The organism is Microbacterium sp. NPDC090014, from assembly GCF_044748285.1.
GTDB lineage: Bacteria > Actinomycetota > Actinomycetes > Actinomycetales > Microbacteriaceae > Microbacterium.
Genome location: NZ_JBIVFS010000001.1, coordinates 2,660,265 through 2,681,047 on the forward strand (window position 1 = coordinate 2,660,265; position 20,783 = coordinate 2,681,047).

Here is a 20,783-nt window from a genome sequence, read left to right on the forward strand (position 1 = left end):
GTAACGGTCAAGTATACGGTGCGGCGGGGCCGGAGCCCCGCCACACTCACACGCCGACGTGCTTCTCGAAGCGGATGATCGCCGCGAACTCGTCGACCACGAGGCTCGCGCCTCCGACGAGTGCGCCATCGACATCAGGCTCGCGCATGAAGCTGGCGATGTTGGCCGCCTTGACCGATCCGCCGTACAGGATCCGGGTGCGCGCCGCAGCGTCGTCACCGAGAACCTTGGCGATCACCGTGCGCAGCGCAGCGCAGACATCCTGCGCCTGCTGCGGCGTCGCTGCCTGCCCGGAGCCGATGGCCCAGACCGGCTCGTACGCCACGACGATGTCCGCATCCTTCGACAGACCCTGGAGAGCGGCCTCGAGCTGCCCCGCGGGCACTGCGCTGGCCCCGAACTTCTCGAGGTCCTCAGCCGTCTCCCCGACGCAGATGACGGGCGACAGACCGTGCTTCAGCGCGGCCTTCGTCTTGGCCGCGACGACGTCATCGGACTCCGCGTGGTATTCACGGCGCTCCGAGTGACCGATGATCACGTACTTCGCATCGAGCTTCGCCAGGAAGGCTCCCGAGATCTCCCCGGTGTAGGCGCCGGAGTCGTGAGCCGAGAGGTCCTGCGCGCCGAGGGCGAACGGGATCTTGTCGGCGTCGATGAGCGTCTGCACGCTGCGGATGTCGGTGAAGGGCGGGAAGACCGCAACCTCGACCGAGCCGTCCTCGTGCTTGGCGTCCTTGAGCGTCCAGTGCAGCTTCTGCACGAAGGCGACCGCCTGCAGGTGGTCGAGATTCATCTTCCAGTTTCCCGCGATCAACGGGGTACGGGTGTTCACACCCATCCGAGCACCTCCAGGCCGGGTAGTTTCTTGCCCTCGAGGAACTCGAGGCTTGCGCCGCCGCCGGTCGAGATGTGACCGAACTGGTCGTCGGTGAAGCCGAGCTGACGCACGGCCGCGGCCGAGTCCCCGCCGCCGACGACGCTGAGGCCGTCCACCTCGGTGAGCGCCTGCGCAACGGCCTTGGTGCCGCCGGCGAAGGCTGGGAACTCGAAGACGCCCATCGGGCCGTTCCAGAACACCGTCTTCGACCCACGGATGACCTCCGCGAACCGCGCAGCCGTCTCCGGGCCGATGTCCAGGCCGATGCCCGAGGAGCCGAACGCGGTGCTCTCGATGGCGTCGGCGGCGGTGACCTCGTGCTCCGCATCAGCGGAGAACGAGGATGCGACGACGACATCGGTCGGGAGCACCAGCTCCACACCGCGCTTCTCGGCCTCGGCGATGTAGCCGCGGACCGTCTCGAGCTGGTCCTCTTCGAGGAGGCTGGACGCCACCGCGTGACCCTGCGCCTTCAGGAAGGTGAACAGCATGCCGCCGCCCACGAGGATGCGATCCACGCGCGGCAGCAGGTGCGAGATGACTCCGAGCTTGTCGCTGACCTTGGACCCGCCGAGGACGACCGCGTACGGGCGCTCGGGGTTCTCGGTGAGACGGTCGAGCACGTCCAGCTCGGCTGCGATGAGCAGACCGGCGGCCGAGGGCAGGAGCTCGGCGAGGTCGTAGACGCTCGCCTGCTTGCGGTGCACGACACCGAAGCCGTCGGAGACGAGGACGTCTCCGAGCTCTGCCAGCTGAGCCGCGAAGGCGCCGCGCTCGGCGTCGTCCTTCGAGGTCTCCCCCGGGTTGAACCGCAGGTTCTCGATGACGACGATGCCGCCGTCCTCGAGCGAGGCCACGGCCTCCTGCGCCGACTCGCCGACGGTGTCGCGAGCGAACGCCACCGGCTTGCCGAGCAGCTCGGACAGCCGCTGGGCGACCGGCGCGAGACTGTACTGCGGGTCGGGCGCACCGTCGGGGCGGCCGAGGTGCGAGCACACGATGACGCGGGCGCCCGCGTTGATCAGTGCGTTGAGGGTAGGCAACGAGGCGCGGACACGGCCATCGTCCGTGATGATCCCATCCCGCAGGGGGACGTTGAGATCACAACGGACGATGACGCGCTTGCCCTCGAGCGAACCCAGTGAATCCAGGGTGCGCAGAGTCATGGGAGATGTCTCAGAGACGCTCTGCCACGTACTCGGTCAGGTCGACGAGACGGTTGGAGTAACCCCACTCGTTGTCGTACCAGCTGGAGACCTTGACCAGGTTGCCGCTGACGTTGGTCAGCGTGGCGTCGAAGATCGACGAGTGCGGGTTGTGCACGATGTCGCTCGACACGATCTGGTCTTCGTTGTACTGCAGGAAACCGGCGAGGCGTCCGTCGGCAGCAGCCTTCTTGTACGCCTCGTTGACCTCTTCGACCGTGAGGTTCTCGCGGTCGGTGATCAGCGTGAGGTCGACGATCGAGCCGGTGGGAACCGGAACGCGGTACGACGAGCCGCTCAGCTTGCCCTGGAGCTCGGGCAGAACCTCGCCGATCGCCTTCGCGGCACCGGTCGACGCCGGGGTGATGTTGATCGCTGCGGCGCGTGCACGACGCAGGTCGCTGTGCGGACCGTCCTGCAGGTTCTGGTCTGCCGTGTAGGCGTGAGCCGTCATCATGAAGCCACGGTCGATGCCGAAGGCGTCGTTGAAGACCTGGGCCAGCGGGGCGAGGCAGTTGGTCGTGCAGGAGGCGTTGGAGATGATGTGATCCGTCTCCGGGTTGTACGTGTCCTCGTTCACGCCCATGACGAACGTGCCGTCGACGCCGGTGCCAGGAGCCGAGATGAGGACCTTCTTGGCCCCTGCCTCGATGTGCTTCTTGGCCAGCTCGGCCTTGGTGAAGAAGCCGGTCGACTCGATGACGATGTCGACGCCCAGCTCGCCCCACGGGAGGCCGGCGGGGTCGCGCTCGGCGAACGCCTTGATGGCCTTGCCGTTGACTGTGATGCTCTCGTCGTCGTAGCTGATGTCAGCATCGAGGACGCCGCCCACGGAGTCGTACTTCAGAAGGTGGGCAAGGGTCTTGTTGTCGGTGAGGTCGTTGACAGCGACGATCTCGATGTCCGCTCCCTGCGCGAGAGCCGCGCGGAAGTAGTTGCGTCCGATACGGCCGAAGCCGTTGATACCGATCTTGACAGACACTCAGGTCTCCCTGTTTCTCGTGCGCTGTGCGCAGCAATCGTGCGTGCGCGGTGCGCGGGGGTTTTTGGCTGAGATGGCGTCCCGACGAGACTTGGCCCGTCGGGACGCGACCCGATTACGACAGTACCAGCAGGCCGTTCGTCTTCTCGCGGGCGACCTCGAAGCGCTGGGCGACGTTCTCCCAGTTGGCGATGTTCCACGCGGCCTTCACGTAGTCGGCCTTGACGTTGAGGTAGTCGAGGTAGAAGGCGTGCTCCCACATGTCGAGCTGGAACAGCGGCACGGTGCCCTGTGCCGTGTTCGACTGCTGGTCGAACAGCTGCTGGATGATCAGGCGCTGGCCGATCGAGTCCCAGCTGAGGACGGACCATCCGGAGCCCTGGATTCCGAGGGCGTTCGCGGTGAAGTGCGCCTGGAACTTCTCGAAGGAACCGAAGAACTCGTCGATGGCTGCCTTGAGCTCGCCCTCGGGCTGTCCGCCGCCGGTCGGCGAGAGGTTGGTCCAGAAGATGGAGTGGTTGACGTGACCGCCGAGGTTGAACGCGAGGTCCTTCTCGAGCTTGTTCACGTTCGCCAGGTTGCCGCTGTCGCGCGCCTCGGCGAGCTGCTCGAGGGCGGTGTTGGCGCCGGCGACGTAGGTCGCGTGGTGCTTGTCATGGTGCAGCTCCATGATCTTGCCGCTGATGTGCGGCTCGAGGGCTGCGAAGTCGTAGGGAAGGTCGGGGAGCGTGTAGGTCGCCATGTCGCTTTCATCCAATCCGCGCCGCGCCGCGGCGCTTGCCGATCCTCTGCGCCGCCGATGTGCGACGTAGAGCGGACGTAACTCATCCTAGTGACGACAACGCGTCGCCGACCCTGATCCTTCCCCCATATGACGAAGCGAGGCGACCCCTTGACAGGGATCGCCTCGCTGATGTCGTTCGCTGTGGTCAGACGTCGAGACCCGCGGGCACGGCTGCTTCCGTTCCCGGGATGCCCTCCTGCTGGGCACGCTTGTCCGCCATCGCCAGAAGACGGCGGATGCGGCCGGCGACGGCGTCCTTGGTCATGGGCGGATCGGCGTGGTGGCCCAGCTCGTCGAGGCTCGCGTCGCGGTGCGCGAGACGCAGCTCGCCCGCGATCTTGAGGTGGTCGGGCACCTCGTCGGCGAGGATCTCCAGAGCCCGCTCGACGCGCGCGCAGGCGGCGACGGCGGCCTGCGCGGAGCGACGGAGGTTGGCATCGTCGAAGTTGACGAGACGGTTGACGCCCGCACGCACCTCGCGACGCTGGCGCATCTCCTCCCAGGCGACCGCGGTCTTCTGAGCACCCATCTCGCTGAGGATGGTGCGGATCGCCTCGCCCTCACGCACGACGACGCGCGGCATGCCTCGCACCTCGCGCGCCTTGGCGGCGACACCCAGGCGATGCGCCGCGCCCACGAGTGCCATGGCGGCCTCGGATGACGGGCAGGCGACCTCGAGCATGGCCGATCGGCCGGGTTCGCTCAGCGTTCCCGCGGCGAGGAACGCACCCCGCCAGAGACCGGCCACTTCAGCGCGAGAGCCAGTGGTGAGACGGTTGGGGAGTCCGCGGACCGGACGCCGACGCTGGTCGAGCAGACCGGTCTGGCGTGCGAGGGTCTCCCCCGAGGCGATGACCCGGACAGCCCATCGCGCGCCGTCATTCGCCGTGCTCGACTGCACCTGTGCGATCTCCGGTCGGACTCCGTAGATCTCGGCAAGGTCGCGCGCGACACGCTGCGCGAGGATCTCGGCATCCACCTCCGCCTCGACGGCGACCCGCCCGGCGATGGAGTGCAGTCCGCCGGCGAACCGGAGGATCGAGGTGACCTCCGCGACACGCACCGTCGGGGGTGCATTACGGATGCTGACCAGCTCAGCCTTGACGTCGGTCGTTAGTGCCACGACACTCCTCTACGCTCACGCGCCGGATCGCGGCGCAAACCTCCAGCCTACTCTGACGGAGGCTCTTGCTATTCCCTGCCGAGGTCCCGGTGACGCACGTTGACGGCCACTCCCGGCACGGAGGCGAGCCGACGGGCCAGCTCCTCCGCCATGGCCACGGAGCGGTGCTTTCCGCCGGTGCAGCCGATCGCGACGGTCGAATGGCTCTTGTTCTCGCGCTGATACCCCTCGAGCACCGGAGTGAGTGCCGCCGAATACGAATCGAGGAACTCGGCGGCGCCCTCGCGTGACAGCACGTAGTCCCTGACGGACTCGTCCTGACCGGTCAGGCCCCGCAGCTCTTCGTTCCAGAACGGGTTCGGGAGGAAGCGCATGTCCGCGACCAGGTCGACGTCGGTCGGAAGACCGTACTTGAAACCGAAGCTCATGAGCGTCACACGATGCCTCGCTGCGCCCGCTTCCGAGAAGAGGTCGGAGACCTGGGTGGCGAGCTGATGGATGTTGAGTGCGGAGGTGTCGACCACGAGATCGGCCGATTCGCGGATCGGCGCCAGTCGCTGGCGCTCGACGCGGATGCCGTCGAGCAGAGTGCCGTCCGCCTGCAGCGGGTGGGGTCGGCGAACCGCCTCGAACCGACGCACGAGCACATCGTCCGACGCGTCCAGGAACAGTACGCGGACGGAACCACGCGATCTCAGCGCCCTCGCGACGCCCGGGAAGTCGTCGAAGAGGTTGCGCCCGCGAACATCGACCACCGCTGCGACCTTCGGCAGAGCGTCACCGCCCATGTCCGTGAGGTCGAGCAGCGGTCGGAGGATCTGCGGCGGCAGATTGTCGACCACGTACCAGCCGAGGTCCTCGAGTGCGTTGGCTACCGTCGTGCGCCCTGCGCCCGACATGCCCGTGACGATGAGGAACTCGCCTTTGTCCCCGTCAGTCATGGTTACTCCTTCTCCCCCGCTGGCTCCAGCCTAGCGAGTGGAGAGATGCGTATGGATGTTCTGTGCGAGGACAGGACCGATCCCCTGCACCTCCTGGATCGCCTCCAGAGGCGCGGAGCGCAGCGCGGTGACGGAGCCGAAGTGCTTCAGGAGGACCTTGATCCTCGAGGAGCCGAGGCCTGGCACCTCGGCCAGGATCGATGTGATGTCATTCTTGCGTCGTTTGCGCTGGTGCGTGATCGCGAACCGGTGGGCCTCGTCTCTCAGCCGCTGCAGCAGGTAGAGCGACTCGCTGGTGCGCGGCAGGATCACCGGGAAGTCCTCCCCCGGGAGCCAGATCTCCTCGAGCCGTTTGGCGATGCCGCACACGGCGATCTCGGTGTGCCCGGCGTCTCGCAGTGCACGTGCCGCCGCTTCAACCTGGGGCTGTCCACCGTCGACCAGCAGCAGCTGAGGCGGATAGGCGAAGCGCGGTTTGCGCTTGACCTCCACGACGACGTCCTCGGACTCGTCTCCCGCCTCCACGGGGACCGCTGCGGATGCGGGCTCATCGATCTCTTCCGGACGATCGAGGTAGGCGAGTCGACGACGCAGCACCTGGTACATCGAGTCCGTGTCGTCGGTGGTCTCGGCGATGTTGAACGACCGGTACTGGTCTTTGCGGGGAAGTCCGTCTTCGAAGACCACCATCGAGGCGACGACGTTCGTGCCACCGAGGTGCGAGATGTCGAAGCACTCGATGCGAAGCGGCGCCTCCGACATCCCCAACGCCTCCTGCAGATCGGTCAGAGCCTGGGTTCGTGCGACGTAGTCGCTCGTACGACGGGTCTTGTACCTGATCAGGGCCTGCTGCGCGTTGAGGGTCGCCGTGCGCATGAGATCAGCGCGTTGCCCCCGTTGGGCGATGGCGATCTCGACCTTCTTGCCTCGCCGCTCGCGCAGCCAGACCTCGAGCTCGGCCGCGTCGTCGGGAAGGGTCGGCACGATGATCCGCCGGGGCACATCCTGCGCATCGCCGTACGCGCGCTGCAGCACCTGGTCGACGAGATCGGCTGTCGAGATGTCGATCTCCTTCTCGATCGTCATCGCGCGAACACCGCGGACGCGCCCGCCGCGGATCACGAAGTGCTGCACGGCGGCAGCCAGCTCGTCTTCCGCGATGCCGAAGAGGTCGGCATCCTCGTCGGTCGCGAGCACGAGCGCGCTCTTGCCGAGCACGGCCTCGATCGCGGTGAGCTTGTCACGGTATCTGGCGGCGGCCTCATAATCCATCGCGGCCGACGCCGCCAGCATCCGCTTGGTCAGCTCTCGGGTGAAGCGCTCATCGCCGCCCGCCATGAAGGCGACGAAGTCGTCGACCATGGCACGGTGCTCCTCGATCGTCACCGTCATCGAGCACGGCCCGCCGCACTTGCCGATCTGCCCGGGAAAGCACGGCCGGCCGGTCTGCATCGCGCGTTTGTAGCTGGAGTCGCTGCAGGTGCGGATCGGGAATGCCTTGACCATCAGGTCGATCGTCTCGTGCACCGCCCAGACCTTGGGATAAGGACCGAAATAGCGGGCACCGGGAATCTTGCGGTTCCTGGTCACGATCACGCGCGGCGCCTCATCACCCAGGGTCACGGCCATGAACGGGTAGGACTTGTCGTCCTTGTAGCGGACGTTGAAGGGCGGATCGAACTCCTTGATCCACATGTACTCCAGCTGAAGCGAGTCCACGTCCGTCGAGACGACGGTCCACTCGACGGACGACGCCGTGGTGACCATGCGCCGCGTGCGTTCGTGGAGCGTGCGCAGCGGAGCGAAGTAGTTCGACAGTCGCTGGCGCAGGTTCTTGGCCTTGCCGACGTACAGCACGCGTCCATCAGCATCGCGGAAGCGGTACACGCCGGGGTTGGTGGGGATCTCACCAGCCCGCGGCTTGTACGGCAGGACGTCGGCCATCAGCTGGCCTTCCGCGCAGAGCGCCCCTCATCCAGGATCTCGGCGAGGAACTGACCCGTGTGGCTGTCCTCGACTCGCGCGATCTGCTCGGGAGTGCCGGTCGCCAGGATCTCGCCGCCGCCCGAGCCGCCCTCGGGCCCGAGGTCGATCACCCAGTCCGCGGACTTGATCACATCGAGGTTGTGCTCGATGACGATCACCGTGTTGCCCTTGTCGACGAGTCCGTTCAGTACCTCGAGGAGCTTGCGCACGTCTTCGAAGTGCAGACCGGTGGTCGGCTCGTCTAGGACGTAGATGCTGCGACCGTTGCTGCGCCGCTGGAGCTCGGTGGCCAACTTGACGCGCTGAGCCTCGCCGCCGGAGAGAGTCGTCGCCGACTGACCGAGGCGCACATACCCGAGCCCGACGTCGACGAGGGTCTTCATGTAGCGGTGGATCGCCTGAATGGGCTCGAAGAACTCGGCCGCTTCCGCGATCGGCATCTCGAGGACCTCGGCGATGTTCTTGCCCTTGTAGTGCACCGACAGCGTGTCGCGGTTGTAGCGCTTGCCGTGGCAGACCTCGCAGTCGACGTACACGTCGGGCAGGAAGTTCATCTCGATCTTGATCGTGCCGTCGCCCGAGCACGCCTCGCAGCGACCGCCCTTGACGTTGAAGCTGAATCGCCCTGGCTGATAGCCACGGACCTTCGCCTCGGGGGTCTCGCTGAACAGCGAGCGGATGCGGTCGAACACGCCGGTGTAGGTGGCCGGGTTGGACCGCGGCGTGCGGCCGATCGGTGCCTGATCGACGTGCACGACCTTGTCGAGGTTGTCGAGCCCTGACACACGCGTGTGCTTTCCGGGAACCGTGCGGGCGCCGTTGAGCCGCGAGGCCAGCACCTGGTACAGGATGTCGTTGACGAGCGACGACTTGCCCGAACCCGACACGCCGGTCACCGCCGTGAGAACGCCCAGCGGGAAGTTCACGCTGACGTTCTTGAGGTTGTTCTCGCGGGCGCCGACCACGCTCAGCATGCGTTTCTTGTCGAGCTTGCGACGCTTCGCCGGAGTGGGGATCTCGCGCGCACCCGAGAGGTATTCGCCCGTCATCGAGTTCGGCTCGTTCAACAGAGCCGAATACGGACCGGAATGCACGACCTCTCCACCGTTCACGCCGGCACCCGGTCCGATGTCGACGACCCAGTCAGCGGCTTCGATCGTCTCTTCGTCGTGCTCGACGACGATGAGCGTGTTCCCGAGGTCGCGAAGTTTCAGAAGGGTGTCGATCAGACGACGGTTGTCACGCTGGTGCAGACCGATCGACGGCTCGTCGAGGACGTAGAGGACGCCGGTGAGCCCGGAGCCGATCTGCGTCGCCAGCCGGATGCGCTGCGCTTCTCCACCGGAGAGCGACCCGGCCGACCGGCTGAGGTTGAGGTAGGAGAGCCCGACCTGCAGGAGGAAGTCGAGTCGCAGGCGGATCTCACGCAGCACCTGAGCCGCGATCTTCGCCTCACGATCGGTGAGGGTGAGGGTCTCCATGAACGACCGCGCGTCGGCGAGGCTCAGGTGCGACACCTCGGCGATCGAATGCCCGTGCACCTGCACCGCGAGGACCTCGGGCTTGAGTCGGTTGCCGTCGCACACCGGGCAGGGGACCTCGCGGAGGTACTCGCCCCAGCGCGAGCGCTGCGTGTCGGACTCGGCCTGGGCGTACTGCCGCTCGATGTACGGCACGACGCCTTCGAACCCCGATGCATAGCGCATCTCGCGCCCATAGCGGTTCTTGAACTTGACTGTGACCTTGTAGTTGTCGCCGCGCAGGATCGCGTCCTGAACGTCGACGCGCAGATCCTGCCACGGGGTGTCGAGAGAGAAGTTGAGGTCGTCGGCCAATCCCTCGAGCAGCCGCTCGTAGTACTGGAAGAGCCCCTTGCCCTGAGTGGTCCACGGGATGATCGCGCCCTCGCGGATGGAGAGCTCCTCGTCGCCGAGCATCAGGTCGATGTCGACGGACATGCGGGTGCCGAGACCCGAGCAGGCCGGACAGGCACCGAAGGGCGCGTTGAACGAGAACGTGCGTGGTTCGATCTCGGTGAGGGTGAGCGCGTGGCCGTTCGGGCAGGCGAGCTTCTCGGAGAAGGACTGCCACGCGTCGTCGCCCTCTGCGTCGACGTAGTTGATCTGCACCACGCCGCCGGCGAGCCCGAGCGCGGTCTCGACCGAGTCCGTGACTCGGCCGAGGATGTCGTCTGCCGCGACGAGGCGGTCGACGACGACGGCGATGTCATGCTTGTAGCTCTTCTTGAGCGTGGGCGGCTCGGCGAGCTGGATGAGGTCGCCGTCGACGATCGCGCGCGAGTAGCCCTTGGCCCCCAGCTCGCGGAACAGGTCGACGAACTCGCCCTTCTTCTGCGAGACGATGGGCGCGACGATCTGGTAGCGGGTGCGCTCGGGCAGCTCCATGAGCTGGTCGGCGATCTGCTGGACGGTCTGACGTTGGATGCGCGCACCGCACTCGGGGCAGTGCGGAATCCCGATCCGCGCCCACAGCAGACGCATGTAGTCGTAGATCTCGGTGATGGTTCCGACCGTGGACCGCGGGTTGCGGTTGGTCGACTTCTGGTCGATCGACACCGCAGGGCTGAGGCCCTCGATGAAGTCGACGTCCGGTCGGTCGACCTGACCGAGGAACTGACGCGCGTAGGCGCTCAGCGACTCGACGTAGCGACGCTGTCCTTCAGCGAAGATCGTGTCGAAGGCCAGACTGGACTTTCCCGATCCGGACAGGCCGGTGAACACGACGAGGGAGTCGCGTGGGATGTCGATGTCGACGTTCTTGAGATTGTGTACGCGGGCACCGCGGACACTGAGTTTTCCTGGGGTTGCAACCGGGACGATAGGCACTGATCAAGTCTACGAGTGGCCACCGACATTGGCTCCGTGAGGGCTCACAGGGAAGCGATCAGTGCTCTCGAGTACCGCGGTTCGCCCGCGTGAGCAGGGTCGCGACGAGTGCGACCACGGCTCCGGCCCCGGCGACAGCGGCCCAGGGCACTGTCGGCAGCGACGCGGGGGTGTCGATGCGCATGACCACCATGACGGCCACGGTGATCGGCTGGGCGATCGCCTGCACGACGATCAGCCTCACCAGGCTCGGACGGAGGGCGGTCACGATCACGCGGGAGCCGGCCGGGATCACGAGGGAGAGCGACATGAGGACATGGATCACCTGCACCGCGAGCACAGCGATCATCGCGCGCCCGACGTCGGGCTCCGAGATCAGCATCCCGATCACGAGGCATCCGATCGACCCCCAGGCCGCGAAAGTCTGCGGAAGAGCGGCGGCGATGATCGCCAGGACGACTGCCGCCACCTGCCATCCGAGCAACGGGCACAGCATCGCAGCACCCGCGGCGACGGCGACGACGAGCGCGCCCCTCACGACGAGTCCCGGGACGGAAGGACCCGTCCGTAGCGTGTCGTTCGCTCTCATCGCCCGGCCCTCGCGATCGCACGCATCGCCGAGGACGGGTCCGAGGCCCACGAGACCACGTCGACTCCGGCGCCGTGGAGATCCGCGAACACGTTCCCCCTCTCTGCGAGCACGGTGCGCAAGCCGATCAGCTGCGCACGGGTGAGCCGAGCACGGTCGAGCGGAGGGAGGACATCGACGGCGACGACTCTGTGGCCGCTGGCCCTCCACATCAGCGCGGTCCGAGCGGCGGCGCCCTCGAAGAAGGTCGACAGCACGAAGACCACCGAGCCGTGCGGCACGGGAGGAGTGCGACGGAAAGTCGCGTCGTCTCTCGCCTGGCCCGTCGCGGCGATGGCCGCCACGACCCGTGCCAGGTGCCTCGAGCCGCCGCCGCTCCTCAACGACCGGCCGCCGTGCACGAGCACGTGAAGTGCGACGCGGTCGCCCTCGCCTATGGCCGAGTCGGCGATGGCTCGCGCAGCCTCCCTCGCGAGGTCGAGGGAGGTCACGCCGCTGCGTTCGCGGTCGCCGCTCCCCCACGAGGCGACGACCTCACCCAAATCCTCAGACGTGTCCATGGCGACCACGACCGACGAGTCGCTGAGCGTATTGGTCCGACGGACCAGCAGATCGCCTGGCCGACGGGACATCCGCGCCGTCGCCCGCCAGTCCACGCGGCGGAGTTCGTCGCCGGGCGCGAAGGGGTGGATGTCCCGGAAGTCGCCGCCCTGACCCGCCCGACGCCCCTCGTGCGCGCCGTGCGACCCCGTCAGTCGTCGCGGCAGCGGGAGCGCGTCGAGTGATCGGCGGGGCGGGGCCACCTGACGCCTGATGGCGGCGAGGTCCGACGTCGACGAGAGCGCCGCTCCCTCGAAGGAGAACCCCCTCGCTGCCGCCTGGACCGGGATCGTCGGACCGGAGTGCAGGACCTTGCTCCGCGCAGTGAATGTGAAGCCACCGCCGGGCACGATCACGCGTCTGCTGCGACGCTCCGACTGCACGACCACCACCTCGACGGCATCCGCTTCGCTGTCCACCGCGATCGATGCGAGCAGCTCGCCATCGCGCCCGGGCACCGGGTCGATCGCGATCTTCGCCACCGCGCCGGATGTGCCCCGCGCGATCGCGAGACCGCTCCAGATGGCCAGAGGAAGCCCCATCGCCACCACGTCGGGTCTTCCCGCGAGAAGGCCGACCGCGGCGAGCAGGACAGCGCCTCCGATCGCCACGGACAACACAGGACCGCGACGCCCCGCGTCGGGTCCGTCCGTCATCCGAGCACTCCGACGGTCGGCGGAACAGCCACCTGTCCGACGACCGAGCGCACCACATCGGATGCCGACGCGCCCTGGGCCCACGCCTGAGGTGTGAGCGTGAGACGATGCGCCAGCACGGGCACGGCGATCCGCTTGATGTCGTCCGGACGGACGAAGTCGCGGCCATCCAGAGCCGCGAGCGCTCGTCCCAGCAGCAGCAGCCCCAGAGAACCGCGCGGCGACGCACCGACCTCGACGTTGGCCGCGGTCCGGGTGGCGCGTGCGATCTCGACGCAGTAGCGCGAGATGTCCGGGTCGACGTGGATGGCCTCGACGGCCTCCTGCAGGGAGATGAGCTGAGCGGCGTCGATGACCGGAGCGATGTGAGCAGCCTCCTGGCGCCTGCTCACGCGGTTCTCCAGGATGCGGGCCTCGCTCTCCGCCGCCGGATAGCCGACGGACAGCCGCACCATGAACCTGTCGAGCTGTGCCTCGGGCAGCGCGTACGTGCCCTCGTACTCGATCGGATTCGACGTCGCGATCACATGGAACGGCGCGGGCAGCGCGAAGCTGTTGCCCTCGACGGTCACCTGTCGCTCCGCCATCGCCTCGAGCATCGCGGACTGCGTCTTCGGCGTGGTCCTGTTGATCTCGTCGGCGAGCAGCAGTCCGGTGAAGATCGGCCCCGGCCGGAAGACGAAGTCCCCCGAGTCCGGTGCGTAGACGTACGACCCCGTGACATCGCCGGGCAGCATGTCCGGAGTGCACTGCAAGCGCCGGAACGACAGCCCCAGCGCCGAGGCGAGGCTGCGCGCGGCGAGCGTCTTCCCCAGGCCCGGCACATCCTCGAACAGCACGTGACCGCCGGCGAGGATCGAGGCCAGAGCGATCTCGACCGGGTCGTCCATGCCCACGACGACTGTTCGCACGGCGGCCAGGATCCGGGCTCCGGTGGCGGCGATCTCTGCGGGGCTCGTCATGGCATCTCCTTCATCGACGCGGCGGCGAGGGCCGCCCGCGGTCGGGGGTCGGTACGTGCAACCGGGGTGACGGTTCGTCCGGCGAGGTGGGATCCAGTCGATCGATCGCGTCCAGCGCCCTCTCGACGTCGACGATCGTCGTCTCCGGTCCCGTCAGGCGCTCCCAGACTCCCGGGTCGATCAGCCGCGGGAGTCGGTCGCGGTGGGCAGGGTCATCCGGATCCACTCCGTGGCGCATCAGCCGCTGACGCAGGATCACCCCGACACGGCGCGTGATCTGCGCTCCCGCGATGCCGGTGTGTGTGTTCAGTGCCCACGCCATGCGAGAGATCTCGGTAGGTCGTCGATCCGGCTCCACGTCTATGCGCGGCGCGTCGAACCCCGGCTCGAGCGGCATCGCGAGCTGCGCGAGCAGACCGACCGCACCGATCAGGAGACCCCATGCGATCACGAACGGCCAGGTGAAGCCGAAGCCGAGGAGCGCCAGAGCGACGAGGACCGCCGCCCCCGCTGCGACCAGCGTTCTGCGGACAGTCACCGCCACACCTCCTCGATGCGTCGCAGGGCCTCTCTCGCCGAGGCCCGGTCGCCCTCGTCGGCCGACCCGGCTCCGAATCGGACGCTCTCGTAGAGACGCAGCAGCGACGCGGCGTCCCCGGCCACCCCGGGCCGCAGAGTGATGATCCGCACCACGAACTCGCCGGGAGTCTCGGTCGCCGCTCGCTTCACCCCTGCGTCTGCGGCACTCTCTTCGAGGCCGATCCACGCGGCGACGATGGCATCAGACGCTCGGGCGCGCTCGTCTATCTGCATGAGCGCCCCGGCGATCCCGCGCTGCATCACAGCGACGGCGATCTCGGGTTCCGGCGCCGAGGTGAGGTGATCGACCTCGGATGCGACCGCCGCCGCGTCACGACGGCCCAGCGGGCGATCCCGCCACGCTCGCAGCAGGGCTCTCGCGGCGATCACGAGGAGCGCGATGAGCCCCGCAGCGACCAGCGCCATGAGGATCACGGCGAGCGTCTGAACGACCGCGGCGGCGGTGGAGTCGATCTCCATCGGCTCGGGAACCCCGGTGGCACCCGGATCACTGGACGGCAGCGGCTCCGCTGTCCCCCGAGGAATCGGCGCGGCGGGGCGGAACGTCGGCGCGCCCTGGATCGCCGCAGCGATCATGGCCACGACGAAGAGTCCCACGACGAGAGTCGAGAGGACCATGCGATCGACGCTCCGGCGCGCAAGACGCGTCTGGGGTTCGCTCGGCATGCCCACACCCTACGGTGCGGTCACTCCATGGCGGGGCGGCGACCCGCGAATGCCGACAACCCGTCGCGCAGTGTGGCTACCTGCTCGAGATCCATCCCCACGGCGGCCATCACCTGTCGAGGAACGTCGAGAGCGCGATCTCGCAGAGCTCGACCCGTGTCCGTGAGGGTGATGTCGAGACGGCGCTCGTCCTCGACGCTGCGTTGTCTGGCGACCAGCCCATCGGCTTCCAGACGCTTCACCAGGGGAGACGCCGTCGCCGGCTCGAGAGCGAGGTCAGCCGCAAGATCGTTCAAGGGACGCGGAGCACGCTCCCAGAGCGCCAGCATCACGAGATACTGCGGATGCGTGAGCCCGAGCGGCTCGAGGATCGGCCGGTAGATCGCCACGACGTTGCGCGCTGCGGTCACCAGGGCGAAGCAGAGCTGATTGTCGAGTTTGAGCAGGTCGTCCGATGCGGTCACGGCTTCGAATATACATTGACCCTAATAGTTAGTACACTAAGCAACATGGCCAGTTCTGACGATCGACCTCCGCTCCGCACTCGGATTCGCGAGGCCGGAGGACTGTACGCGTGGATCAACTCGAATCTGATCCGCTTCGCGGGCCCCGCCTCCGTCGGCCCCTACGAGAAGACTCCCCCGCCGAGCCCGTCCGAGCGGGCAGAGCGCGCCTGCCCGTTGTGCGGTGCACCGATGAGCGAGCACGAGATCGACCGTTCAGGTCCGAAGACCCTCGTTCACTGCCCCTGACAGGGGATCTCACCCGTCGGCTGAGACTCGTTCTCGCGCGTCAGCTGAGACTCTCGCTCTCAGTCGTCGCGCTGCGCGTCTTGGCGTGCGACGTCGAGCCACGAGGCGAGATCATCGTCGTCGACGAGCACGCTCGGCGACACATCGAGCCAGCTGGTGCCCATCGTCCGCGCGCCCATGACCGCGACCGCCACCCCGGGGCGGGTGATCAGCGAGTCACCGTGCTCGCCATCGACCCGGACGAGCAGAACCCCGCCCGCGCGCGCTCCGACGAGGATGTGCCCATCGAGGAGGAAGGCGCGCGTGCCGAACATGCGCTTCTCCTCGACGTCCTCATCGAGTGTGAGGAGCGCTCGCACTCGATCGGCGAGCTCCTCGCCCGCTGCATCCATCCTGGTGCCTCCGAGCGTCTCAGGCGTGGCCGGCCTTCTCCATCGCGCGCAGTTCCTTCTTCATGTCCTGCACCTCGTCGCGCAACCGCCCGGCGAGCTCGAACTTGAGCTCGGCGGCAGCCGCGAGCATCTGATCCGAGAGGTCCTGGATCACCGCTTCGAGCTGCTGAGCTCCTTCTGCGGCGATGCCGGTGCGCCGCAGGTTCGGCGTCGGCGACTTGCCCTTGCCGGTCGCTCTCCCGCGCCCGGACATCATCTCAGCGGTGTCGGCGCCCTCACGCGCGAGCACCTCGGTGATGTCGGCGATCCGTTTACGCAGCGGCTGAGGGTCGATACCGTTCTCGAGGTTGTACGCGACCTGCTTCTCGCGGCGGCGATCGGTCTCTTCGATCGCCTTCGCCATCGAGTCGGTGATCTTGTCGGCGTACATGTGCACTTCGCCGGAGACGTTTCGCGCCGCGCGACCGATCGTCTGGATGAGCGAGGTGCCTGACCGGAGGAAGCCTTCCTTGTCGGCGTCGAGGATCGCGACGAGGGACACCTCAGGCAGGTCGAGCCCCTCTCGGAGCAGGTTGATTCCCACGAGGACGTCGTACACCCCGGCACGCAGTTCACTGAGCAGCTCGACCCGTCGCAGAGTGTCCACGTCCGAGTGCAGGTATCGCACGCGTACGCCGTGCTCGCCGAGGAAGTCCGTGAGCTCCTCGGACATCTTCTTCGTGAGTGTCGTGACGAGCACACGCTCGTCGCGTTCGACCCGAAGCCGGATCTCCTCGAGGAGGTCGTCGATCTGCCCCTTCGACGGCTTCACGATGATGTGCGGGTCGACGAGTCCGGTCGGGCGGATGATCTGCTCGACCACGCCGTCGGCGATCCCCATCTCGTACTTGCCCGGTGTCGCAGAGAGATAGACGGTCTGTCCGATTCGGTTCTTGAACTCGTCCCAGCGCAGCGGCCGGTTGTCCATCGCGCTCGGAAGCCGGAAGCCGTGCTCGACGAGCGTGCGCTTGCGAGAGGCGTCGCCCTCGTACATCGCACCGATCTGCGGCACCGTCACGTGCGACTCGTCGATCACGAGCATGAAATCGTCAGGGAAGAAGTCGAGCAGCGTGTGCGGCGGCTCGCCCGGCTGGCGCCCGTCCATGTGCCGGGAGTAGTTCTCGATGCCCGAGCAGAACCCGAGCTGCTGCAGCATCTCGAGGTCGAACGTGGTGCGCATCCTCAGGCGCTGGGCCTCGAGGAGCTTTCCCTGACGCTCGAACTCCTTGAGCCGCTCTTCGAGCTCGTGCTCGATCGTGCCGATGGAGCGCTGGATCACGTCGGTGCCGGCGACGTAGTGCGAGGCGGGGAAGATCGGCACGGAGTCGAGCTTCTCGATCACCTCTCCGGTGAGCGGATGCAGCGAATAGAGCGCTTCGATCTCATCGCCGAACAGCTCGATGCGGATCGCGTGCTCCTCGTATACGGGGATGATCTCGATGGTGTCTCCCCGCACGCGGAAGTTGCCTCGGGAGAAGTCGACGTCATTCCGGTTGTACTGCATCGAGATGAACTGTCGGATCAGCGCGTCCCGGTCGTAGCGCTCCCCCACCTGGAGCGCGACCATCGCCCGGAGGTACTCCTCCGGCGCACCGAGACCGTAGATGCAGGAGACCGTCGAGACCACGATCACATCCCGACGGCTCAGCAGCGAGTTGGTCGTCGAGTGGCGGAGACGCTCGACCTCGGAGTTGATCGACGAGTCCTTCTCGATGAAGGTGTCCGTCTGCGGGACGTACGCCTCCGGCTGGTAGTAGTCGTAGTAGGAGACGAAGTACTCGACGGCGTTGTTCGGCATCAGCTCGCGGAACTCGTTGGCGAGCTGCGCGGCGAGAGTCTTGTTGTGCGCGAGGACGAGCGTCGGGCGCTGCACCTGCTCGACCAGCCAGGCGGTCGTCGCGGACTTTCCGGTACCCGTGGCACCGAGCAGGACGATGTCTGTCTCGCCGGCATTGATGCGCGACGCGAGCTCGGCGATGGCCTTCGGCTGGTCGCCGGCGGGCGCGTATTCGCTGATGACCTCGAAAGGACGGACGCTGCGCGTGGTTTGCATACCTCCAGCGTATGCCGGGCCACCGACATCGGGGCCACGAGAGCCCCCAGCGGAATCTCTGCCCGTCAGTCAGTCGACCGCGTCCACACGTAGGGAGTGGTGGTCGTGACCGTGACGAGCCCGGCCCGCTCGAGGATCGGCCGCGAGAACTCCGTGGAATCCGAGTGCAGATACACCTTGCCGAGGGCGAGGGCGGATCGCGCCCGCTGGGCCGTCAGAGCCCGATAGACGCCGCGGCCCCGCCACTCGGGCAGCGTCGCACCTCCCCACAGACCGGCGAATCGCGTGCCCGTGACCGGTTCGAGCCGTCCAGCGCTGATCACCTCGTCTCCGGCGACGGCGGTCCACAGCTCCACCGTGTCGTCCTCGCGGATGCGCTGCAGCGTCGTCTCCACCCGCACCCGCCACCGGGGATCGCCGAACACCCTGCCCTGCATCTCCTCCATCGCGAACACCTCGGTCTCCGTTCGCGCGCGCCGAAGCTCGACTCCGGCGGGGAGCGACACCGGCTGGGCGAGCAGCTCCGCCTCGCCGATCATCACCGACTCCGTCTCCTCCGGCACGAAGCCTCGTCTTTCGAGAGTCCCGCCGAGCCCCGGTGCCCGGTCATGCCCGCGCGTCTTCCACTCGATCGAGTCGATCTCGCTCCGCCTCCCGAAGTGCGCGAGCGCGGCATCGACGAGCGTCTCGATGCCGCCCTGATCGACCCCGCCGAGATCGGCGTAGGACACGAACCCGCGCCCGCCCGGAAAGGCGGCGAGACGCAGCGGTCCGCGCGTCGCCACATCGAGGGCATGCACCACTTCCGCATCCGTGCGCAGCTCGTGGTCGTACGCTGCAAGATGCCTCATGCGCATGGTGCTGGTCCTTCGGGTCGGTCGCGCCGGCGAGCGGCTGCGCGGCGGTGCCGCCTCGCGATCATATGCGTCCTGTCGGCGACGACCGGAGCGCGCGCGCCGCGAGTGCCGCCGACACCGCGCACATCGTGATGATCGCGCCCACGAACCACGCCCAGTCCGCCCTGCCGAACACGATGCCCAGCGCCCATCCGAACAGGCTCGAGCCCGCGTAGTAGCCGAAGTAGTAGAGCGACGATGCCTGCGCACGACTGTCCGGCGTGGCAGCGGCCGGAGCCCACCCCGACGCAACCGCATGTGCGCCGAAGAAGCCGCCCGTGAAGAGCAGCAGCCCGAGGACCACCGGCAGCGCGGCCTGGCTGAGCATGGCGAGCGCTCCGATCCCCATCACCGCGATCGAGCACAGCAGCACCGGGTACCGACCGAAGCGAGATGCGAGAGCACCGGCGGTCGGTGACGAGACGGTGCCCGCGAGGTAGGCGAGGAAGAGCAGGGTCACCAGCCAGCTCGGAAGAGAGAACGGCGCGTCGATGAGGTGGAATCCGAGGTAGTTGTACACCGCGACGAACGCTCCCATGAGGAGGAAGCCCTGCGCGTAGAGGGCGAGTTGCGGTGCGGAGCGCATCGGCGACACGAGACGCGCGAGCATCCCGCTTGTCGCACCCTGGCGAAGCCGACCGGGCACGAACCCCCGGGCCTTCGGCGTCAGCCAGAGGAAGAGAGCGGCCGCCATCGCGCAGACACCGGCCACGACCCAGATTCCCGCACGCCACCCCCACTGCTCTCCCGCCAATCCGGACACGACGCGACCGAGCAGACCACCCACGGTCGTCCCGGCGATGTAGCTCCCCGCGGCCGCCGCGGCATGACGCGCACTCACCTCCTCGCTGAGGTACGCGAGCGCTACGGCCGGCACGGCGCCCAGCGCGATGCCCTCGAGCAGGCGCAGCGCCAGCAGCATCTCCATGCCGGTGCTGAGCGGAGCGACCAGACCCAGAACGGTAGCGGCGAGGATGCCGGTCCCCATCGCCGGCACTCGGCCGATGCGATCCGCGACCATCGACCACGGGATCACCGCCGCCGCGAGACCCAGCGTCGCGGCCGATACAGCGAGTGCCGCGGTGGCAGGCGTGATCCCGAGATCGGACGAGAGCTGCGGCAGAACGGCCTGCGGCGAATAGAGCTGGGCGAATGTCGCGATGCCGGCGAAGAAGAGCCCGACGATGAGACGCCGATAGGCAGGGGATCCGGGTGCGTGACCGGTGAAGGTCACGACGAGCGGATCCGCTTCCACAGGGCATCGGTCTGCAGCATCGTCTGCTCCAGGGATCCGGATGTGTCGACGACCTCATCGGCGATCGCCAGCCGACGCTCGTCCGAGACCTGCGCATCGATCCGCTCCTGCGCAGCCTGTTCCGCCATGCCGCGCAATTCCACGAGCCTCCGTCTGCGCTCCTGGGCAGGCGCATGGGCGACGACGATCAGGTCCCAGGGGTCATCGACGCGCGCCTCGACCAGAAGGGGCACGTCGTACACGACCACACCGCCCGGTTCGGCGGCCGCTGCCGCCTCGAATCGTCGCTGCGACTCGGCACGGACGGCCGGATGCACGATCGCGTTCAGTCGTGCCAGCTGCTCCGGATCGGCGAAGACCTTGGCCCCCAGGGCGGCGCGGTCGAGTGCGCCGTCCGCCGAGATGACGTCCGCGCCGAAGGCATCCTCGATCCGTGCCAGAACCTCGGAGCCGGGCGACTGCACGTCGCGGACGATCTGATCGGCGTCGACGACCACCGCGCCGAGCTCTGCGAGTCGTCGTGCGATGGTCGACTTGCCCGAGGCGATGCCGCCGGTGAGCGCGATGAGAGGCATCTCG

The 20,783-nt window shown here is 67.6% G+C and carries 20 protein-coding genes; 1 reads left to right on the forward strand and 19 read right to left on the reverse strand.

Annotated elements, in window-relative coordinates; translation table 11 throughout:
- Positions 1-46: 46 nt before the first annotated feature.
- The 14 genes from tpiA to ACIPV5_RS12830 all read right to left on the reverse strand — a co-directional run bounded on the left by tpiA (position 47) and on the right by ACIPV5_RS12830 (position 15,281).
- Positions 47-838: a triose-phosphate isomerase gene (tpiA, locus tag ACIPV5_RS12765; RefSeq protein ID WP_053096653.1), complete on the reverse strand. Its 792-nt coding sequence runs from the start codon at positions 836-838 to the stop codon at positions 47-49.
- Positions 829-2,043, reverse strand: a complete 1,215-nt coding sequence (locus ACIPV5_RS12770) for a phosphoglycerate kinase (protein WP_187249801.1) — start codon at positions 2,041-2,043, stop codon at positions 829-831. The genes tpiA and ACIPV5_RS12770 overlap by 10 nt, the downstream gene beginning before the upstream one ends.
- A gap of 10 nt (positions 2,044-2,053) precedes the next feature.
- Positions 2,054-3,064: a type I glyceraldehyde-3-phosphate dehydrogenase gene (gene gap, locus ACIPV5_RS12775; protein WP_053096657.1), complete on the reverse strand. Its 1,011-nt coding sequence runs from the start codon at positions 3,062-3,064 to the stop codon at positions 2,054-2,056.
- 115 nt (positions 3,065-3,179) lie between these two features.
- Complete coding sequence (locus ACIPV5_RS12780) at positions 3,180-3,806, reverse strand: superoxide dismutase (RefSeq protein ID WP_042540783.1); 627 nt, start codon at positions 3,804-3,806, stop codon at positions 3,180-3,182.
- 187 nt (positions 3,807-3,993) lie between these two features.
- The gene (gene whiA / locus ACIPV5_RS12785) at positions 3,994-4,971 is read right to left on the reverse strand and encodes a DNA-binding protein WhiA (protein ID WP_285363332.1); all 978 of its coding nucleotides are present in this window, start codon (positions 4,969-4,971) and stop codon (positions 3,994-3,996) included.
- 68 nt (positions 4,972-5,039) lie between these two features.
- Positions 5,040-5,912: an RNase adapter RapZ gene (rapZ, locus tag ACIPV5_RS12790; protein ID WP_400341150.1), complete on the reverse strand. Its 873-nt coding sequence runs from the start codon at positions 5,910-5,912 to the stop codon at positions 5,040-5,042.
- A 30-nt stretch (positions 5,913-5,942) separates the two neighbouring features.
- Positions 5,943-7,856: an excinuclease ABC subunit UvrC gene (uvrC, locus tag ACIPV5_RS12795; RefSeq protein ID WP_053096661.1), complete on the reverse strand. Its 1,914-nt coding sequence runs from the start codon at positions 7,854-7,856 to the stop codon at positions 5,943-5,945.
- On the reverse strand, positions 7,856-10,744 hold the full coding sequence (gene uvrA, locus ACIPV5_RS12800; protein ID WP_400341151.1) for an excinuclease ABC subunit UvrA: 2,889 nt from the start codon (positions 10,742-10,744) through the stop codon (positions 7,856-7,858). The genes uvrC and uvrA overlap by 1 nt, the downstream gene beginning before the upstream one ends.
- Positions 10,745-10,802: 58 nt before the next feature.
- Positions 10,803-11,333, reverse strand: coding sequence for a hypothetical protein (locus ACIPV5_RS12805; RefSeq protein WP_187249803.1), 531 nt, complete (start codon positions 11,331-11,333; stop codon positions 10,803-10,805).
- Positions 11,330-12,589 (reverse strand): DUF58 domain-containing protein, encoded by a 1,260-nt coding sequence (locus tag ACIPV5_RS12810; RefSeq protein ID WP_400341152.1) that lies wholly within the window; start codon positions 12,587-12,589, stop codon positions 11,330-11,332. The genes ACIPV5_RS12805 and ACIPV5_RS12810 overlap by 4 nt, the downstream gene beginning before the upstream one ends.
- Positions 12,586-13,551 (reverse strand): MoxR family ATPase, encoded by a 966-nt coding sequence (locus ACIPV5_RS12815; protein ID WP_056278936.1) that lies wholly within the window; start codon positions 13,549-13,551, stop codon positions 12,586-12,588. Before ACIPV5_RS12815 ends, ACIPV5_RS12810 begins: the two co-directional genes overlap by 4 nt.
- 10 nt (positions 13,552-13,561) lie before the next feature.
- Positions 13,562-14,089 carry a hypothetical protein gene (locus ACIPV5_RS12820; protein ID WP_400341153.1) on the reverse strand — a complete coding sequence of 176 codons (528 nt, stop codon included), beginning with the start codon at positions 14,087-14,089 and terminating at the stop codon, positions 13,562-13,564.
- Positions 14,086-14,817, reverse strand: a complete 732-nt coding sequence (locus tag ACIPV5_RS12825; protein WP_072591434.1) for a DUF4129 domain-containing protein — start codon at positions 14,815-14,817, stop codon at positions 14,086-14,088. Before ACIPV5_RS12825 ends, ACIPV5_RS12820 begins: the two co-directional genes overlap by 4 nt.
- A gap of 20 nt (positions 14,818-14,837) precedes the next feature.
- Positions 14,838-15,281 (reverse strand): MarR family winged helix-turn-helix transcriptional regulator, encoded by a 444-nt coding sequence (locus ACIPV5_RS12830; protein ID WP_053096674.1) that lies wholly within the window; start codon positions 15,279-15,281, stop codon positions 14,838-14,840.
- 45 nt (positions 15,282-15,326) lie between these two features.
- Here ACIPV5_RS12830 and ACIPV5_RS12835 point away from each other — a divergent pair, with 45 nt between their 5' ends.
- Positions 15,327-15,569 carry a hypothetical protein gene (locus ACIPV5_RS12835; RefSeq protein WP_053096676.1) on the forward strand — a complete coding sequence of 81 codons (243 nt, stop codon included), beginning with the start codon at positions 15,327-15,329 and terminating at the stop codon, positions 15,567-15,569.
- A gap of 59 nt (positions 15,570-15,628) precedes the next feature.
- Here the strand turns inward: ACIPV5_RS12835 and ACIPV5_RS12840 are convergent, their stop codons facing one another.
- From ACIPV5_RS12840 to coaE, 5 genes are all read right to left on the reverse strand, one after another.
- The gene (locus tag ACIPV5_RS12840) at positions 15,629-15,961 is read right to left on the reverse strand and encodes a TfoX/Sxy family protein (RefSeq protein WP_072591436.1); all 333 of its coding nucleotides are present in this window, start codon (positions 15,959-15,961) and stop codon (positions 15,629-15,631) included.
- A gap of 19 nt (positions 15,962-15,980) precedes the next feature.
- Complete coding sequence (gene uvrB / locus ACIPV5_RS12845) at positions 15,981-18,053, reverse strand: excinuclease ABC subunit UvrB (RefSeq protein WP_053096678.1); 2,073 nt, start codon at positions 18,051-18,053, stop codon at positions 15,981-15,983.
- A gap of 65 nt (positions 18,054-18,118) precedes the next feature.
- Entirely contained in the window at positions 18,119-18,904 is a 786-nt protein-coding gene (locus ACIPV5_RS12850) for a GNAT family N-acetyltransferase (protein WP_400341154.1), read from the reverse strand.
- 67 nt (positions 18,905-18,971) lie between these two features.
- Entirely contained in the window at positions 18,972-20,183 is a 1,212-nt protein-coding gene (locus ACIPV5_RS12855; protein ID WP_082298029.1) for an MFS transporter, read from the reverse strand.
- Positions 20,180-20,779 (reverse strand): dephospho-CoA kinase, encoded by a 600-nt coding sequence (gene coaE / locus ACIPV5_RS12860; protein ID WP_072591439.1) that lies wholly within the window; start codon positions 20,777-20,779, stop codon positions 20,180-20,182. Before coaE ends, ACIPV5_RS12855 begins: the two co-directional genes overlap by 4 nt.
- Between the last annotated feature and the right edge of the window lie 4 nt (positions 20,780-20,783).

Bases quoted from the DNA above. Each gene is read 5' to 3' on its own strand.
- ACIPV5_RS12825 (WP_072591434.1), bottom strand. From the start codon at position 14,817: ATGCCGAGCGAACCCCAGACGCGTCTTGCGCGCCGGAGCGTCGATCGC.
- tpiA (WP_053096653.1), bottom strand. From the start codon at position 838: ATGGGTGTGAACACCCGTACCCCGTTGATCGCGGGAAACTGGAAGATG.
- ACIPV5_RS12805 (WP_187249803.1), bottom strand. From the start codon at position 11,333: ATGAGAGCGAACGACACGCTACGGACGGGTCCTTCCGTCCCGGGACTC.
- ACIPV5_RS12835 (WP_053096676.1), top strand. From the start codon at position 15,327: ATGGCCAGTTCTGACGATCGACCTCCGCTCCGCACTCGGATTCGCGAG.
- uvrC (WP_053096661.1), bottom strand. From the start codon at position 7,856: ATGGCCGACGTCCTGCCGTACAAGCCGCGGGCTGGTGAGATCCCCACC.
- ACIPV5_RS12840 (WP_072591436.1), bottom strand. From the start codon at position 15,961: ATGGATGCAGCGGGCGAGGAGCTCGCCGATCGAGTGCGAGCGCTCCTC.
- coaE (WP_072591439.1), bottom strand. From the start codon at position 20,779: ATGCCTCTCATCGCGCTCACCGGCGGCATCGCCTCGGGCAAGTCGACC.
- ACIPV5_RS12850 (WP_400341154.1), bottom strand. From the start codon at position 18,904: ATGAGGCATCTTGCAGCGTACGACCACGAGCTGCGCACGGATGCGGAA.
- ACIPV5_RS12770 (WP_187249801.1), bottom strand. From the start codon at position 2,043: ATGACTCTGCGCACCCTGGATTCACTGGGTTCGCTCGAGGGCAAGCGC.
- ACIPV5_RS12815 (WP_056278936.1), bottom strand. From the start codon at position 13,551: ATGACGAGCCCCGCAGAGATCGCCGCCACCGGAGCCCGGATCCTGGCC.
- rapZ (WP_400341150.1), bottom strand. From the start codon at position 5,912: ATGACTGACGGGGACAAAGGCGAGTTCCTCATCGTCACGGGCATGTCG.
- uvrB (WP_053096678.1), bottom strand. From the start codon at position 18,053: ATGCAAACCACGCGCAGCGTCCGTCCTTTCGAGGTCATCAGCGAATAC.
- ACIPV5_RS12780 (WP_042540783.1), bottom strand. From the start codon at position 3,806: ATGGCGACCTACACGCTCCCCGACCTTCCCTACGACTTCGCAGCCCTC.
- ACIPV5_RS12810 (WP_400341152.1), bottom strand. From the start codon at position 12,589: ATGACGGACGGACCCGACGCGGGGCGTCGCGGTCCTGTGTTGTCCGTG.